This window comes from Micrococcus sp. (assembly GCF_034179925.1).
GTDB lineage: Bacteria > Actinomycetota > Actinomycetes > Actinomycetales > Micrococcaceae > Micrococcus.
The window spans coordinates 22,736-39,307 of the sequence record NZ_JAXFPG010000003.1 but is presented as its reverse complement, the minus strand read 5'-3'; the positions used below and the strand labels follow the sequence as shown (position 1 = coordinate 39,307).

The window sequence follows — 16,572 nt, the reverse complement described above, 5'->3', positions numbered from 1 at the left end:
GGGCGGTGCGGACGCTGTGACGGCGTCTGCACCGCCCCCGTGGGGAGACGGGCTCAGCGTACGGTGCGCTCGGTGGGGTCGCCCTCGGCCGGCTGCGGCATGACGACGGGCGCGCCGTCACCGTCCACCTCGGTGCGGTCCCCGGACCACAGGATGTGGAATGCGCCGTCGCGGTCCGTGCGGCGGTAGGTGTGGGCCCCGAAGAAGTCCCGCTGGCCCTGGATGAGGGCGGCCGGGAGGCGGTCGGCGCGCAGGCCGTCGTAGTAGGCCAGGGCCGAGGAGAACACCGGCACAGGCACCCCGGCGGCGACGGCGGCCGAGACCACCCGGCGCCAGGCCGGCAGCGCCTGGCCGATCGCCTGGGCGAACTCGGGGGCGAAGAGCAGGTTGATCGGCTGCCCCTCGGCGCGTGTGCCCGGGGCGGGGTGGCGGGTGACGTCGCGGCCGCCGAAGGCCTTCATGATCACGTCCAGCAGGTCCGCGCGGATGATGCAGCCGGAGCGCCACAGGGAGGCGATCGTGCCCAGGTCCAGGGACCAGCCGTACTCCTGCGCCGCCGCGGAGAGCATGTCCAGCCCCTGCGCGTAGGCCACGAGCTTGGAGGCGAACAGGGCCTGCCGGACGTCCTCCACGAACGCCTCGCGCTCCTCGGCGGAGAGGGTCGGGGCGTCCTGCACGCCGGCGGCGAGGCTCTGGCGGGCCTGCTCGCGCACGGCGGTCTGGGAAGAGAGGGAGCGGGCGAACACGGACTCGGCGATGGCCGCGACCGGGGATCCGACGTCCAGGCCGGAGATGGCCGTCCACCGACCGGTGCCCTTCTGCCCGGCCTCGTCCACGATCACGTCCACGAGCGGGCCACCGGTGGCGGTGTCCTGCTGGCGCAGCACCTCGGCGGTGATCTCGATCAGGTAGGAGGCCAGGTCCGTGCGGTTCCAGGCGCTGAAGATCTCGGCCTGCTCGGCCGGCTCGATCCCGCCGACCCGACGCAGCAGGTCGAAGGCCTCGCCGATCACCTGCATGTCCGCGTACTCGATGCCGTTGTGCACCATCTTCACGTAGTGGCCGGCGCCGTCGGTGCCGATCCAGGCGCAGCACGGCTCGCCCTCATAGTGGGCGGAGATGCGCTCGAGCATCGGGCCGAGCGCAGCGTAGGAGGCCTCGGGGCCGCCGGGCATGATGGCCGGGCCGTTGAGCGCGCCCTCCTCACCGCCGGAGACGCCCACCCCCACGAAGTGCAGGCCTTTCTCGGCCAGGGCCGCCTCGCGCCGGCGGGTGTCCTCGTAGTGGGAGTTGCCGGCGTCGATCACGATGTCGCCCTCGTCCAGGAGCGGGACGAGCTGGTCGATCACGGCGTCCACAGGGGCACCGGCCTTGACCATGATCAGCACCCGGCGCGGCACGGCCAGGGAGTCCACCAGCTCGGCGAGGGTCTCGGTGGCGATGAACGCACCCTCGTCCCCGTGCTCGGCCACCAGCTGGTCGGTGCGGGCCCGGCTGCGGTTGTGCAGGGCCACGGTGTAGCCGTTGCGCGCGAAGTTGCGGGCGAGGTTGGCGCCCATCACCGCCAGGCCGGTGACGCCGATGTCGGCCTTCCGGTCCTGGGGGGCCGCGGCGGGGGTGGTCTCGGTCATGGGTGGGCGTCTCCTCGTTGCACTCTGGTCTCGCCGCAGGGTCGCGGCGCTCTGCCTGGCGTCCAGCCTAATCTCGCCGGAGGCGCGGGGCCGTTCAGTCCCCGACGGCGTCCCGGCCACGGCGGACGATCAACGGGTCCGGGGTGCCGACGACCTCATGGTCCTTGCCCTCGTACTCGAACTGGGACAGGAAGTAGCGCATGGCGTTCAGGCGGGCGCGCTTCTTGTCGTTGGAGCGGATGGAGATCCACGGGGCGTGGTCGGTGTCCGTGTGCAGGAACATGGCCTCCTTGGCCTCGGTGTAGGCCTCCCAGCGGTCCAGGGACTCGAGGTCCATCGGGGAGAGCTTCCACTGGCGCACGGGGTCGATCTGCCGGATGGCGAAGCGGGTGCGCTGCTCGGTCTGGGTCACGGAGAACCAGAACTTGGTCAGGTGGATGCCGTCGTCCACGAGCATCTTCTCGAACAGCGGCACCTGACGCATGAAGCGCTGGTACTGCTCGTCCGTGGAGAAGCCCATCACCCGCTCCACACCGGAGCGGTTGTACCAGGAGCGGTCGAACAGCACGATCTCCCCGGCCGTGGGGAAATGCTGGATGTAGCGCTGGAAGTACCACTGGCCCATCTCGCGCTCGGTGGGCTTGTTCAGCGCCACCGTGCGGGCGGTGCGCGGGTTCAGGTGCTCGGTGAAGCGCTTGATGGTGCCGCCCTTGCCCGCGGCGTCGCGCCCCTCGAACACGATGATGTGGCGCTGGCCGGTGTCCTCGCCCCAGTACTGCAGCTTGAGCAGCTCGATCTGCAGGCGGTACTTCTCGAGCTCGTACTCCTCACGGGACAGGCGCCTCTCGTAGGGGTAGTCCTCCTTCCACGTCTCCACGGCCCGGCCCTTGGGGTCGATCAGGTCGGGGTCGTTGGTGTGACCGTCCGTGACGGTGTAGCCGCCGTCGCGGAGCTTGTCGATGAACTCGCGCAGGTTCTCTCGGGGGGCGTCGGGCTGCAGCAGCTCCATGGCGTTCTCCTTCACTGACGGGGTCGGCGCGGCGGTGTCGGTGGCCGACGGCACGTCCGCGTTCTCACCCTCCATTATGGTCGTCCCGCCGACGCGGTACGGGGGGTCGGGGTGCCGTCGCAGGTGAACAGCGGGTGAAGAACGAGGCCGGCCGGGGCCGGTCAGCCCAGCCAGGACAGCAGCAGGATGTAGGCGAAGGTGCCGGCCCCGATGGACAGCAGCGTCCGGCGCCCGCACAGCAGGTGGACCGCCACGGTCACCGCGGCCGCGAGCGCCGCGCAGACCAGCCGATGCGCGTTCACGGTGCTGCCGGGGGCCAGGGAGGCCGAGTCCAAGAACATCACGAGGGCGAGGACGGTGAGCACACCGGCGGGCATCCACACGGCGAGCCGACCGACGAGGGCGGATTCGCGCAGGGGGCGCAGGAGGGCGAAGGGCAGGGCGCGCAGGGTGAAGGTGACGAGGCCGGCGACGACGGCCACCGCCACGATGTACCCAGGCTCGACGGCGTTCACGGCCCCACCTCCGGGCTGGTCTCGACGGCGGGGCGAGGACCGTGCTCGCCCCGCCCCAGGGCCAGGTGGGCGGCCACGAGCACCACGAGATAGCAGACGAAGGCCGTCACCAGCACGGCGGAGGGGGCGATGAACAGCCCCACACCCACCGAGGCGGCCGCCGCGAGCACGAGCGGCACCTGCCGGCGGGAGCGTGCCGCGTCCAGGGCCAGCACGATGAACAGGGCGGTGAGGGCGAACTCGAGCCCCTCGACGGGGGCGGGGAGCAGCCCGGCGAGCACGACGCCGGCCACACCTCCGAGCACCCAGTACGCCTGCAGGCTGGCCTGCATGGCCAGCAGGCGGGGCGCGGTCCAGCCCTGCGGGTGGGCGGCGGCGATCGCGTAGGCCTCGTCGATGAGGGCACCCATCGAGTAGATGCGGGCCAGGGGGTGGCGCACCACGTGCAGGGGGAAGGAGAACGCGTAGAAGACGTGCCGGAAGTTCACCAGCAGCACCGTCACCGCGATGGACACCAGGGGCAGGCCGGCGGTGATCAGGCCGATGAGCAGCAGCTCCACGGAGCCGGCGAACACCACTGAGGACAGCAGCGGGGCTGCCCAGCCGGGCAGGCCAGCCTGAAGGACGAGCATGCCGAAGGCCAGTCCCAACGGGAACAGGCCGAGGCCGGCCGGGCCGGAGAGGCGGATGCCCTCGGCGATTTCGGCGCGGAGGGTCGCGGCAGGCTCCGGGGCGGACGGTGAGGGGTGCGGGGGTGGGGCCGGAGTGCTCATGGTGGGGCCAGCGTGCCACAGGGCGGGCCCGCGTTTAGTGTGCGCCGCCGCCGTCTCACTCGGTGGATGCCCTGCCTAGTGAATAATGCTCCACGCCCCGCCGCGTCTTCCCGGCCAGGCCCTGCCCGCCCACCCCGTCCAGGAATGAGTCCCGCCGTGCCCGCAGCCCTGCCGTCCGACGCCTCGCCCGCCAGCTCTCTCTCTCGGCGCCACACCCTCCTGGGGCTGAGCGCGCTGGGCGCCGCCAGTGCCACTGCACTCGCCGGGGCGCCCGGGGCCGCTGCGGCCGCCCTGCCGCTGGTGGCAGGGCAGCCGGCGGTGGCAGGGCAGCCGGCGGTGGTGCGTTCCAGTCTGACCACGGCCTGGCTTCAGCCGGGGCTGGCCCGCCCGGGCGTGGACGATCCGGTGACGGGTGCCGCACCGTCCCCGCAGGCGTGGGTCTCCCGCATGTCCTACGCCCAGCAGGCCTGGCTGGTCGGGCGGGTGGACACCCAGGCTTGGATGGGCTCACGGGTGATCGTCCGGCGCATCTCCGGGGCATGGGCGCTGGTGAGCTTCGCAGATCAGCCGGCGCTGACGCCCTCGCGCCGTCAGACCAGCTGGGTGCCGACCGCCCAGCTCGTGAGGGACACCACCTACATGGCCGCGCAGACCACCCGTCGCCCGGTCCAGGTGGTCCGCCCCAGCGCCCCGCTCTACGCCGATGCGGGCCTCACGCGGGTGCGCGCCCACCTGCCGTTCTCCACGCGTCTGCCGATCCAGGCCTACGACATCGTCCGTGGCCGGGTCTGGGTCCCCGGGGTGGGGGTGGGGTGGCTGCGCCGTCGCGACTTCTCCTACCTGCCGACGACGCCGCCCACCGCCGCACGCGTAATCGCCACCGCCAAGCGCTTCCTCGGCGTCCCCTCCCTGTGGGGAGGCACCAGCCCCTATGGCTTCGACTGCTCCGGATTCACCCACACGGTGTTCCGCTCCCACGCTGTGATGCTCCCGCGAGACTCCGGCCCCCAGTTCTATGCCTCGGGGCTGCCCCGCATCTCCGCGGGGTCCCTGCGTGCCGGTGATCTCGTGTTCTGGTCGCATGTGCCCGGCGGCTCCACCATCCGGCATGTCGCCCTGCACCTCGGTGCCGGGATGGTCATCCACGCTCCCACGGTGGGGGCCGCGGTGGAGATCGCCCCGTTCGCTGCCGTCAATGCGCGCGGCGACTACGCCGGCGCCGTGCGTCCGCAGTACGCGGCCGCCTGATCGAGGCCCACCCTGAACCCACCGAAGGGCCCGGAGGCTCAAGGATTGCTGAGCAGGTCCGCGAGTACCTCATACCCGTGCCCGGTCAGGTGCACGCCGTCCTGGCGCACCAGACCGGGGCCGGACAGGGCGACGGTAGGGTTCACCCACTGGGCACCCGCCGCCGTGGCGGCCTCGCGCAGGGCCTCGTTCGCCTCCGCCGCCTCACGCTCCAGACCGACCAGCGGAGGCACCCCCACGGCGACCACATGGCCAGGCAGGGACCGGTACAGGGTCTCCGCGTCAACGCGCAGGGTATCGGGGCTCCGGCCCTGGAGGACGTCGTTCGAGCCGACGAGCACGAGCGTGCGCCCCGTGCTGCCGGGGACGTCACCTGCCCATCCGGTGACCTCCGCTGTCGTCGCGCCTGCCTGGCCTCGCACCGCCACGGGCTCGTCCAGGAGTTCGGACCACGGCCCGTACTCGGCGTGCGAGTCCCCGATCACCACGGTGTCCGCACCGGGGAGACCGTCGAACTGTTCGCCCGCATACACCTCGTACGCCGGGCGGCGAGGCTCCACCACGCCCATCTGCTCCGCCAGTGACCGCGCACCGACCTGCGACACCAGCCACACACCCCCGATCAGCGCGAGCACGGCCAACAACAGGGACACGGCCAAGACGGCCTTGCCCCGCCTCGACATGCTCCTCACCCTCATGGCCCTCGTCGCCCCTCTTCCACGCCCAGCTCCTGATCACGCCGAAGGGCCCGGAATCTCCACGATTCCGGGCCCTTCGGGGCGGTGGACCCAGAGGGACTCGAACCCCCGACCCTCTCGGTGTAAACGAGATGCTCTAGCCGACTGAGCTATGGGTCCGTGCCGAGGCGGAGACCGCCTCACATGCCACCCTACCGGTAGGCCCGGCTCAGCCGCCTCGCGAGACCAGGCGCACGGCGGACCAGTCCTCAGACACCCCGGCCCGGGTGGTCACGGTGAGCCCGGCGGTGACGGCGGCCTCCTCCACATCCGCCGGCCGGACGTGCCCGGCGCGGCCGGTGCGCGGGGTCAGCAGCCACACCGGGCCGCCGTCGAGCGAGCGCTGGACGTCCACCAGCAGGTCCGCCAGGTCCGTGGCGTCGCCGTCCTCGTGGCGCCACCAGGCCAGCACGGCATCTGCGGGCTCCTGGTCTTCCTCGGCGAGCAGTTCCTCGCCGAGCGCCGCGGCGAGGTCGCCCCGCAGGGTGTGGTCGACGTCGTCGTCCTCGCCCCACTCCTGCACCAGGGCCCCCGGTTCCAGGCCCAACTCCTCCAGCAGCTCCCGGTGCTCCGGGCCCGGCTGCCGCGCCTGCTCCATGTCGTCCGTCCTCCCTGTGGTCCTGCCTCGGGTGCCGACGGGGTCCACACCGACACCGAGTGGTGATACGCGCCACCCTACGTGGTGGCGCTCAGGACATCATGACCTCATGACCTCCACGAGGGCCCCGAGGCCGCTAGGCTGGTGCACGACGCGCGACTGGGCGGCACCCGCTCGGCGCGCAGCGGCGTGCCGGAGCGCTCCGGGCGCCGCAGCACATCGCGGAGCAACCCTCCGCACTGACCCTAGGAGGCACCGTGAGCGCTGCTGAAGAGAGCTCCCAGATCCAGAGCGGCCTGACCAGCCAGCTCCCCGACAAGGACCCGCAGGAGACCGCTGAGTGGGTCGAGTCCTTCGACGGACTCGTCGAGGATCGCGGCACCGAGCGTGCGCAGTACGTCATGCGCACCCTGATGCAGCGCGCCGGCGCGAAGTCCGTCGCTCTGCCGCACGTGACGACCACCGACTACGTGAACACCATCCCGGCCGACCAGGAGCCCGAGTACCCGGGCGACGAGGAGATGGAGCGCCGCTACCGCAGCTACATGCGCTGGAACGCCATGGCCATGGTGCAGCGCGCCCAGCGTCAGGGCATCGGCGTGGGTGGCCACATCTCGTCCTACGCCGGCCAGGCGACCCTCTACGAGGTGGGCTTCAACCACTTCTTCCGTGGCCAGGACCACCCCGGCGGCGGCGACCAGATCTTCTTCCAGGGCCACTCCGCCCCGGGCAACTACGCGCGCGCCTTCCTCGAGGGCCGCCTCTCCGAGGAGGACCTGGACGGCTTCCGCCAGGAGAAGTCCAAGAAGGGCCACGCCCTCTCCTCGTACCCGCACCCGCGCATGATGCCGGACTTCTGGCAGTTCCCGACGGTGTCCATGGGCCTGGGCCCGATGAACGCCATCTTCCAGGCGCAGACCAACCGCTACCTGCACAACAACGGCATCAAGGACACGTCCGACCAGCACGTGTGGGCGTTCCTCGGCGACGGCGAGATGGACGAGCCGGAGTCGCGCGGCCAGCTGCACGTCGCGGCCAACGACAAGCTCGACAACCTGACCTTCGTGGTGAACTGCAACCTGCAGCGCCTCGACGGCCCGGTGCGCGGCAACGGCAAGATCGTCCAGGAGCTCGAGGCGTACTTCCGCGGTGCCGGCTGGAACGTCATCAAGGTCCTGTGGGGCCGCGAGTGGGATCCGCTGCTCGCCGCCGACGACGAGGGCGAGCTCGTTCGCATCATGAACGAGACCCTCGACGGCGACTTCCAGACCTACAAGGCCGAGTCCGGCGCCTTCGTGCGCGAGCACTTCTTCGGCCGGTCCTCGGTGACCAAGGAGCTCGTCGCGGACATGACCGACGACGAGATCTGGGGTCTCAAGCGCGGTGGCCACGACTACAAGAAGGTCTACGCCGCCTACAAGGCCGCCATGGAGCACAAGGGCCAGCCCACCGTCATCCTGGCGCACACCATCAAGGGCTACGGCCTCGGCAAGTCCTTCGAGGGCCGCAACGCGACCCACCAGATGAAGAAGCTCACCGTGGACGACCTCAAGACGTTCCGCGACCGTCACCGGATCCCCGTGACGGACGAGCAGATCGAGAAGAACCCGTACGAGATCCCGTTCTACCACCCCGGCAAGGACGCTCCGGAGATCAAGTACATGATGGAGCGTCGTCGCGAGCTGGGCGGCTTCCTGCCCGAGCGTCGTGACAAGCCGCACGGCATCCCGCTGCCCCCGGAGTCCTCCTACAAGCAGGCCCGCAAGGGTTCGGGCAAGCAGAAGGCCGCCACGACCATGGCGTTCGTCCGCCTGTTCAAGGACCTGATGCGGGACAAGAACATGGGTTCGCGCATCGTGCCGATCATCCCGGACGAGGCCCGCACCTTCGGTATGGACTCGTTCTTCCCGACGGCGAAGATCTACAACCCCAAGGGCCAGAACTACCTCCCCGTGGACCGGGACCTGTTCCTGTCCTACAAGGAGTCCCCGCAGGGCAAGATCTACCACGTGGGCATCAACGAGGGCGGCGCCAGCGCGGCCTTCAACGCCCTTGCCACCGCGTACGCCACGCACGGCGAGCCGATGATCCCGTTCTACATCTTCTACTCGATGTTCGGGTTCCAGCGGACCGCCGACAACATCTGGGCCGCCGCCGACCAGCTCGCGCGCGGCTTCATGATCGGCGCCACCGCCGGCCGCACCACGCTGGCCGGTGAGGGCACCCAGCACATGGACGGCCACTCGCCGCTCATCGCCGCCACCAACCCCGCGGTGAAGCACTACGACCCGGCCTTCTCCTACGAGATCGCCCACATCGTGCGTGCCGGCCTCGAGGACATGTACGGCGACCACCAGGACGGCGATGACCGCCGCAACGTCATCTACTACCTGACGGTCTACAACGAGCCGATCAACCACCTCGACGAGCCGGAGGACCTGGACGTCGACGGTCTGCTCAAGGGCATCTACCGCCTCTCGAAGGGCGAGGGCTCTGGCCCGAAGGTCCAGCTCTTCGGCTCCGGCGCGGGCCTGCCCTGGGCCATCAACGCCCAGAAGAAGCTCGCCGAGGAGTGGGGCGTGTCCGCCGACGTGTGGTCCGTGCCCTCCTACAACGAGCTCTACCGCGACGCCATCGCGGCCGAGAAGGAGGCCCTGGCGGATCCGTCCGCCCCGGCCCGCACCCCCTACATCACTCAGGTGCTGAGCGATGCCGAGGGTCCGATCGTGGCGACCTCCGACTTCTCCACGTCGTGGGCCAACCAGATCCGTCCGTTCGTGCCGGAGCCTCACCGCTTCGCCGTGCTGGGCGCCGACGAGTTCGGCTTCTCGGACACTCGCGCCGCCGCCCGTCGCCACTTCCACATCGACACCGAGTCGATGGTCGTCCGCGCCCTCCAGCTGCTGGAGCAGGACGGCTCCGTGGAGAAGGGCACCGCCGCCAAGGCCTTCAAGAAGTACCGCCTTGACGACGTGAACGCCGGTTCCACCGGCAGCGCCGGCGGCGACGCCTGATCAGCGTCCCGCACCCCACAGCGGCCGGCCGTCTCCTTCGGGAGGCGGCCGGCCGCCGTCGTCTGCGGGACCACCACGTGGCAACCCACCACGACGACGGCGCGCACCGACATGCCCTCTAGGATGCACTGCATGGCCGACCCCCGCACCGCTGCGCCCCGACCGCTGAGCCCCGAGGCCCACGCACGGCTGCGCAGCCACCTCGGGGCGGTGAACACCGCCGTGCTGCAACGGCTGGACGCGACCCTGCCCTGGTACCGCCAGCTCACCCCGGACGAGCGCAGCGCCCTCGGCCTCGTCGCCCAGCGGGCCCTCCAGGGCTTCGTGGCCTCCTTCGAACGGCCCACCACAACCACCGGCCATGTGCTGCGCGACGTGTTCGGCCAGTCCCCCACCGAACTCACCCGAGCCATCTCCCTGCAGCGGGCCCTGCAGCTGATCCGCACCATGGTGGACGTGGTGGAGTCCACCGTGCCGGACCTCGTGCCCGACCGTGACCAGAACAGCCTGCGCGAGCACATCCTGCACTACTCCCGTGAGATCGCATTCGCCCTCGCCGACGTCTACGCCCGCGCCGCCGAGATCCGCGGCGCCATGGACTCCCGCCTCGAGGCCGTGCTGCTCGACGCCGTGCTGCGCGGCCACGACGCCGACGAGATCCGCCACCGCGCCACCGCCCTGGGCTGGCGAGGCGACCACGGGGTGGTCGTGATGGCCGGGGCTGCCCCTGGCGAGGACGGCCCCGGCTTCGTGCGCGGTCTGCGCCGGGCCGCCGCTCGGCTCGAGTGCGACCTGCTCGTCGGCGTGCAGGCCGAACGACTCGTGCTCGTGGCCGGCTCGGTCACCGACCCGAGCGGCGTCGCCGAGGCCCTGACCCCGTGGTTCGGCGAGGGGCCGGTGATCGTCGGGCCCGTGGTCGAGTCCCTCGTGGACGCACACGTCTCCGCCCGGCACGCCCTGGCCGCCCTCAGCGCGGCCCCGGCCCACCCACGCGCAGCCCGCCCCACCCCCTCAGCCGACCTGCTGCCCGAGCGGGCCCTGGCCGGGGATCCCTCCGCCCGCGAAGCCCTCGTGGAGGACGTCTACACCCCGTTGGCGGAGGCCGGGACCGCCCTGCTGGAGACCGTCGACGCCTTCTGCTGCCGCGGCCACTCCCTCGAGGGCACCGCCCGCGAGCTGTTCATCCACGCCAATACGGTGCGCTACCGGCTGCGGCGTGTCGCGGAGATCACCGGCTGGGATCCCCTGCAGCCGCGCGAGGCCTACGTGCTGCAGACCGCTGTGGCCCTGGGCCGGCTGTCCGCGGCCCGCACCCCCGGCTGAGCTGGCCACCCACCCGCCCGCTCCGCCACCAGGTGGACGCAGATTGTAGGAACCCCACAAGGTCGGTCCGGGGCCTTGGTCCCCGTCGCCGGGCACGGCACGGCCCCGCGCCTGGAACGATGGTGGACATGCTTGCGATCGTGTGCCCCGGACAGGGCTCCCAGACCCCCGGCCTGCTCACTCCCTGGCTCGAGACGGAGGGCGCCCGCGAGCTGCTCGCCAGCCTCTCCGCCGCCGCCGGCACGGACCTGGAGCAGCACGGCACCGTCTCCGACCAGCAGACCATCACCGACACCGCCGTCGCCCAGCCCCTGATCGTCGCCTGCGGGATCCTCTCGGCCACCGCACTCGGCCTCGACGGGCTCACCCCCGAGACCACCGTCCTGGCTGGCCACTCAGTCGGCGAGATCACCGCGGCCGCCCTGGCCGGCGTCCTGACCCCGGAGCAGGCCATGGCCCTGGTGAGGGTGCGCGCCGCGGGCATGGCCGAGGCGGCGGGCCTGACACCCACCGGCATGGCCGCCGTCGTGGGAGGGGACCAGGAGGAGGTGCTGGCCGCGATCGAGGCCGCCGGACTCACCCCCGCCAACGTCAACGGTGCCGGGCAGATCGTGGCCGCCGGCTCCCGCGAGGCCCTGCAGGCCCTGGCTGCCGAGCCTCCCGCGCGCGCCCGCGTGATCCCCCTCAAGGTGGCCGGCGCCTTCCACACCGAGCACATGCGCCCGGCCGTCGACGCCCTCACCGCGCACGTGGCTGATCTCACCCCCGCAGACCCCCGTCTGCCCCTGCTCTCCAACCGGGACGGCCAGACCGTGTCCACCGGCGCCGAGGCCCTGAGCCGGATCGTGGACCAGGTCACCCGCCCCGTCCGCTGGGACCTGTGCATGCAGGCTCTCGCCGACCGCGGCGTCACGGGCGTCCTCGAGCTGCTGCCCGGGGGTACGCTGACCGGGCTCGCCAAGCGCGGGCTCCGGGGCACCGCCGTGCTCGCCGTCAAGGGACCGGAGGACCTCGACGCCGCCCGCGCCTTCATGGCCGAGCACACCGCCTGACACCACCGGTCTCCACCGTTGAGAGAAGAGCTCATGACCGTCACCCTGAACCAGCTCGACCGCCCCGCAGCCAGCCGGATCTCCGCCGTGGGCGCCTACCGTCCCTCCCGTATCGTGCCGAATGAGGAGATCATCGGCCCGATCGACTCCTCCGACGAGTGGATCCGCCAGCGCACCGGCATCGTCACCCGCCAGCGCGCAACCGCTGAGGAGACCGTCCTCGTGATGGCCGCCGGCGCCGCCCGCGACGCCCTCGAACGTGCCGGGCTGACCGGGGCTGACCTGGGCGCGGTGATCGTGTCCACCGTGTCCTTCCCGCACGCCACCCCCTCGGCCGCAGCCGCCCTGGCCCACGAGATCGGTGCCACCCCCGCCCCCGCCTATGACGTCTCCGCCGCCTGCGCCGGCTACTGCTACGGCGTGGCCCAGGCGGACGCCCTCGTGCGCTCCGGCATGGCCGAGCACGTGCTCGTGGTGGGTGTGGAACGCCTCTCCGACGTGATCGACCCCACCGACCGGTCCATCTCCTTCCTGCTGGGCGACGGCGCCGGCGCCGTGATCGTCTCCGCCTCCGACGAGCCGGGCATCTCCCCCTCCGTGTGGGGCTCCGACGGCGAGCGCTGGGAGACCATCTCCATGACCCGCTCCCAGCTCGCACTGCGCGACCTGATCGAGCACGCCCGCACCACCGGCGACGCCTCCGCGATCACCGGCGCCGAGGAGATGCTCTGGCCCACCTTGCGCCAGGACGGCCCCTCCGTGTTCCGCTGGGCTGTGTGGTCCATGGCCAAGGTGGCCCGGCAGGCCCTCGAGAAGGCCGGGGTGCGTGCCGAGGACCTCGCCGCGTTCATCCCCCACCAGGCGAACATGCGGATCATCGACGAGTTCGCCAAGCAGTTGAAGCTCCCGGACACCGTGGTGGTGGCCCGGGACATCGCGGAGGCGGGCAACACGTCCGCTGCCTCGATCCCCCTCGCCATGCACCGGCTGCTCCAGGAGAGCCCCGAGCTCTCCGGCGGCCTGGCGCTGCAGATCGGCTTCGGCGCCGGTCTGGTCTACGGCGCCCAGGTGGTGCGCCTCCCCTGAGGCGCCGCCCGTCTGGTTCACTGGCCTCGTACGTCCGTACACCCCCATCGAGAGAAGGAGACGCCCCCATGGCTTCCAAGGAAGAGATCCTGACCGGCCTCGCCGGCATCGTGAACGAGGAGACTGGCCTGGAGACCTCTGAGGTCCAGCCCGAGAAGTCCTTCACCGACGACCTGGACATCGACTCGATCTCCATGATGACCATCGTGGTGAACGCCGAGGAGCAGTTCGGCGTGAAGATCCCGGACGAGGAGGTCAAGAACCTCAAGACCGTCCAGGACGCCGTCGACTTCATCCACGACGCCCAGGCCTGACCGGCCGACGTCGCCGCCCACGCCGGCGGCGACCCCACGGACGGCCTGGGGCGCGTACCACGCGCCCCCGGCCTGCCCCACTGACTCACCTCACCCCACGTCGCCCCGCGCCCGCGAGGCCCGAGCACCACCACGAGGCCCCCCATGACCCGCACCGCAGTGATCACCGGACTCGGCGTCACCACGCCGATCGGCGGCGACGTCCCCACCTTCTGGGCCAACGCCCAGAAGGGCGTCTCCGGCGCAGCCACCCTCGAGCACGACTGGGTGGAGCGCTACGAGATCCCCGTGACCTTCGCCGCCGAGCTCACGGTTCCCACCGCCGAGGTGCTCACCAAGGTTGAGACCAAGCGCCAGGACCCCTCCACCCAGATGGCCACGGTGGCCGCCCGTGAGGCCTGGAAGGACGCCGGCCTGGACGAGGCCGAGCTCGACCACGACCGCCTGGCCGTGGCCTTCGGCACCGGTATCGGCGGCGTGTGGACCCTCCTGGACGGCTGGGACACCCTGCGCGAACGCGGCCCGCGCCGTGTGCTGCCCATGACCGTGCCCATGCTCATGCCCAATGGTGCCGCCGGCGCCCTGTCCCTCGAGTACGGTGCCCGCGCCGGGGCCCGCACCGTGGTCTCCGCCTGTGCGGCCGGCACCGAGGCCCTCGACATGGCGCTCATGCTCATCCGCTCCGGCCAGGCCGACGTCGTGCTTTGCGGCGGGGCCGAGGCCGCGGTGCACCCGCTGCCGATGGCCGCGTTCGCCGCCATGCAGGCGCTGTCCAAGCGCAACGACGACCCCCAGGCCGCTTCCCGCCCCTACGACGTCGACCGCGACGGCTTCGTGCTCGGTGAGGGCGCCGGCGTGCTCGTGGTCGAGTCCGCCGAGCACGCCGCGGCCCGAGGGGCCCGCGTGTACGCCGAGCTCGCCGGCACCGGCGTGACCGCTGACTCCCACCACATCACCGCCCCCGAGCCGGAGGGCCTGGGCGCCACCCGGGCGATGCGCCGCGCCCTCGCCGACGCCGGCCTCGAGCCCGGGGATGTGGCCCACGTGAACGCCCACGCCACCTCCACCCCCAAGGGTGACGCCCCCGAGTACCTGGCCATGCGCTCCGTGTTCGGTGACCACCTCGACGACGTCCTGGTCTCCGCCACGAAGTCCCAGACCGGTCACCTGCTCGGGGCCTCCGGGGCGATCGAGTCCGTGCTCTCCGTGCTCGCCGTGCACCACGGCCGCACCCCCGTGACCATCAACCTGGACCACCAGGACCCGCAGATCCCGCTCAACGTGGTCACCGGCGCCCCCGCCGAGCTGCCTGCCGACCGGCGCGTGGCGCTGAAGAACTCCTTCGGCTTCGGCGGCCACAACGCGGTGGCGGTCTTCAAGGGCGTCTGATTTCACGGGCGTCTGAGCGCCTCCGCACTCCGCCGCACCGGGCGGTCGGCCGGCCCCTCGAGGGCACGGGCGGCCGCCCGGCGTCGTTCCGGGGGCCGGGGTGGCAAGCGCGGGCGGGGGGCCCGGTGAGGCTGTGGGAGGGTCAGCCCGCCCGGTGAAGCCAGCGGATGGGGGCCCCGGCCGCGGCCAGGCGGAACGGCTCGAGCTCTTCGTCCCAGGCCTCCCCCAGGGCGAGGGAGAGCTCGTGGAACACGACGCTGGGGTCACCGCGTCCGGCCTCGTAGGCGTGGCGGATCCGGTCCTCGGAGACCATGATGTTCCCGGAGACGTCCGTGGTGGCGTGGAAGATGCCCAGGTCCGGGGTGTGCGACCAGCGTGAGCCGTCGGCTCCGGCGGAGGGCTCCTCGGTGATCTCGAACCGCAGCCGCGGCCAACCCCGGAGGGCGGAGGCCAGGCGAGCACCGGTGCCCTGCGGGGCGGTCCAGCGCAGCTCCGTGCGGTGTTCGCCGGGCGCGGCCGACTGGCGCTGCCACTCCACGGGGGTGTCGAGGCCGAGCACGGAGCCCAGCGCCCACTCGACGTGGGGGCACAGCGCGGTCGGCGCGGACAGGATGTGGACCGTGCCGCGCGTGAGCGTGGTGGACATGCGGACCTCCGGAGGCGATGCGGTGCGTCTTCCCCTACGACCGCGCCGTGCCCGAGGGGTCGGTCCCAGTCTGGCCGAGCAGGACGCCGGGGGCAACGATGCGCGGCTGCGACACGCCGTGGGCGTCCTCCCGATCCGCCGCAGGTGCCGGCGGGCGCGGGAAAGGGCCCGGAGGTCAGGCCCGGGGGTGGGCCTGCCGGTAGCCCTCGCGCAGACGGTCGATGGACACATGGGTGTACACCTGAGTGGTCCGCAGGGAGGCGTGGCCGAGCAGCTCCTGGACGCTGCGCAGGTCCGCGCCGCCGTCGAGCAGATGGGTGGCCGAGGTGTGGCGCAGGGCATGCGGTCCGCTGGCGGCGGTGTCCCCGAGGGCCTGCAGGCCGCGGTCCACGACCTCGCGCAGCTGGCGCACCCCGATCCGGCCGCCCCTGACCCCGAGGAACAGGGCGGGCCCGCTGTCCGGGCGGGCCAGCAGCGGCCGGGCCACGCGCACCCACCGGTCCACGGCCTCGGCGGCGGGGGCGCCGAAGGGCACGGTGCGCTGCCGGTCTCCCTTGCCGGTCAGGCGTGCCGTGCGGCGGGCGAGGTCGACGTCGTCCACGTCCAGGGCGGCGATCTCGGCGACCCTCGCCCCCGTGGCGTAGAGGAGTTCGAGGACGGCGACGTCGCGGGCGGCTGCGGCGGCACCGGGCAGGTCCTCGGCCCGGCGGCGCTCCTGCACCCGCTCCTCAGCCCAGTCCAGCAGCCGTTCGGCCTGCCCGCGGTGGAGAACGGCGGGCAGGGTGGCATCTGGGGCGGGCCCGCGCAGGCGCAGGGAGGGGTCCTCCGGGCGCAGGCCCTCCCGGTGGGCCCAGGCGAAGAAGGTCCGGGCTGCGGCGACCCTGCGCGCGAGCGTGGCCCGGGAGAGTCCGCCGGAGCGCATGCGGGCCAGCCAGGAGCGCAGGTCCTCGACGTCGAGTTCAGCGAAGGCGTCCCGGGCCGTCACGGACCCGCCCTGCGGCACCGCTGAGGCGGACAGGTGGGCAGCCAGGGCCCGCAGGTCGGTCACGTACGCCCTGACGGTCTGGGGGCTGCGGTTGCGCTCGTGGGTCAGGTGGACGGCGAACTGCTCGAGCCAGGCTTCGTCCCGCAGCGAGGCGTGCGGGGTGGGCCGGCCCACGGTCGGCTGTTCGGAGGAGGCCATGGCCCCACTCTGCCACCCTCGGTGCCCGGCCCAGACAGGCACTCCCGGCTCAGC

Annotated in this window: 15 protein-coding genes and 1 tRNA gene; 7 read left to right on the top strand and 9 right to left on the bottom strand. The window is 72.2% G+C overall.

Features of this window, described 5'->3' with window-relative positions; genetic code table 11:
- Positions 1-53 precede the first annotated feature (53 nt).
- From gndA to SPI96_RS00265, 4 genes are all read right to left on the bottom strand, one after another.
- Complete coding sequence (gndA, locus tag SPI96_RS00280; protein WP_321080366.1) at positions 54-1,631, bottom strand: NADP-dependent phosphogluconate dehydrogenase; 1,578 nt, start codon at positions 1,629-1,631, stop codon at positions 54-56.
- 94 nt (positions 1,632-1,725) lie between these two features.
- The gene (gene ppk2, locus SPI96_RS00275; protein WP_321080365.1) at positions 1,726-2,640 is read right to left on the bottom strand and encodes a polyphosphate kinase 2; all 915 of its coding nucleotides are present in this window, start codon (positions 2,638-2,640) and stop codon (positions 1,726-1,728) included.
- Positions 2,641-2,801: 161 nt separating this feature from the next.
- Complete coding sequence (locus SPI96_RS00270) at positions 2,802-3,155, bottom strand: AzlD domain-containing protein (RefSeq protein ID WP_321080364.1); 354 nt, start codon at positions 3,153-3,155, stop codon at positions 2,802-2,804.
- Positions 3,152-3,928 (bottom strand): AzlC family ABC transporter permease, encoded by a 777-nt coding sequence (locus SPI96_RS00265; protein WP_321080363.1) that lies wholly within the window; start codon positions 3,926-3,928, stop codon positions 3,152-3,154. Before SPI96_RS00265 ends, SPI96_RS00270 begins: the two co-directional genes overlap by 4 nt.
- A gap of 156 nt (positions 3,929-4,084) precedes the next feature.
- Between SPI96_RS00265 and SPI96_RS00260 the strand changes: the two genes are divergently transcribed.
- Positions 4,085-5,176 carry a C40 family peptidase gene (locus SPI96_RS00260; protein ID WP_321080362.1) on the top strand — a complete coding sequence of 364 codons (1,092 nt, stop codon included), beginning with the start codon at positions 4,085-4,087 and terminating at the stop codon, positions 5,174-5,176.
- 38 nt (positions 5,177-5,214) lie between these two features.
- Here the strand turns inward: SPI96_RS00260 and SPI96_RS00255 are convergent, their stop codons facing one another.
- The 3 genes from SPI96_RS00255 to SPI96_RS00245 form a co-directional block, all read right to left on the bottom strand.
- Positions 5,215-5,859, bottom strand: a complete 645-nt coding sequence (locus SPI96_RS00255; protein WP_321080361.1) for a GDSL-type esterase/lipase family protein — start codon at positions 5,857-5,859, stop codon at positions 5,215-5,217.
- A gap of 100 nt (positions 5,860-5,959) precedes the next feature.
- Positions 5,960-6,033: transfer RNA gene (locus SPI96_RS00250), tRNA-Val, on the bottom strand.
- Positions 6,034-6,082: 49 nt separating this feature from the next.
- The gene (locus tag SPI96_RS00245) at positions 6,083-6,511 is read right to left on the bottom strand and encodes a DUF3052 domain-containing protein (protein WP_321080360.1); all 429 of its coding nucleotides are present in this window, start codon (positions 6,509-6,511) and stop codon (positions 6,083-6,085) included.
- Between the two features lie 257 nt (positions 6,512-6,768).
- On the opposite strand from SPI96_RS00245, the gene aceE reads away from it, so the two are divergent.
- From aceE to fabF, 6 genes are all read left to right on the top strand, one after another.
- Complete coding sequence (aceE, locus tag SPI96_RS00240; protein WP_321080359.1) at positions 6,769-9,525, top strand: pyruvate dehydrogenase (acetyl-transferring), homodimeric type; 2,757 nt, start codon at positions 6,769-6,771, stop codon at positions 9,523-9,525.
- Positions 9,526-9,657: 132 nt separating this feature from the next.
- Positions 9,658-10,848, top strand: a complete 1,191-nt coding sequence (locus tag SPI96_RS00235; RefSeq protein ID WP_321080358.1) for a helix-turn-helix domain-containing protein — start codon at positions 9,658-9,660, stop codon at positions 10,846-10,848.
- Positions 10,849-10,976: 128 nt separating this feature from the next.
- On the top strand, positions 10,977-11,900 hold the full coding sequence (locus tag SPI96_RS00230) for an ACP S-malonyltransferase (protein WP_321080357.1): 924 nt from the start codon (positions 10,977-10,979) through the stop codon (positions 11,898-11,900).
- Positions 11,901-11,933: 33 nt separating this feature from the next.
- The gene (locus tag SPI96_RS00225) at positions 11,934-12,986 is read left to right on the top strand and encodes a beta-ketoacyl-ACP synthase III (RefSeq protein WP_321080356.1); all 1,053 of its coding nucleotides are present in this window, start codon (positions 11,934-11,936) and stop codon (positions 12,984-12,986) included.
- A 68-nt stretch (positions 12,987-13,054) separates the two neighbouring features.
- Entirely contained in the window at positions 13,055-13,300 is a 246-nt protein-coding gene (locus SPI96_RS00220) for an acyl carrier protein (protein ID WP_321080355.1), read from the top strand.
- A gap of 144 nt (positions 13,301-13,444) precedes the next feature.
- Positions 13,445-14,689 carry a beta-ketoacyl-ACP synthase II gene (gene fabF / locus SPI96_RS00215; RefSeq protein ID WP_321080354.1) on the top strand — a complete coding sequence of 415 codons (1,245 nt, stop codon included), beginning with the start codon at positions 13,445-13,447 and terminating at the stop codon, positions 14,687-14,689.
- Between the two features lie 142 nt (positions 14,690-14,831).
- On the opposite strand, the gene SPI96_RS00210 is transcribed toward fabF, so the two are convergent.
- The gene (locus tag SPI96_RS00210) at positions 14,832-15,335 is read right to left on the bottom strand and encodes a DUF3145 domain-containing protein (RefSeq protein WP_321080353.1); all 504 of its coding nucleotides are present in this window, start codon (positions 15,333-15,335) and stop codon (positions 14,832-14,834) included.
- A gap of 175 nt (positions 15,336-15,510) precedes the next feature.
- A complete protein-coding gene (locus tag SPI96_RS00205; RefSeq protein WP_321080352.1) occupies positions 15,511-16,518 on the bottom strand; it encodes a tyrosine recombinase XerC in 1,008 nt (335 codons plus the stop codon).
- Positions 16,519-16,572 lie beyond the last annotated feature (54 nt).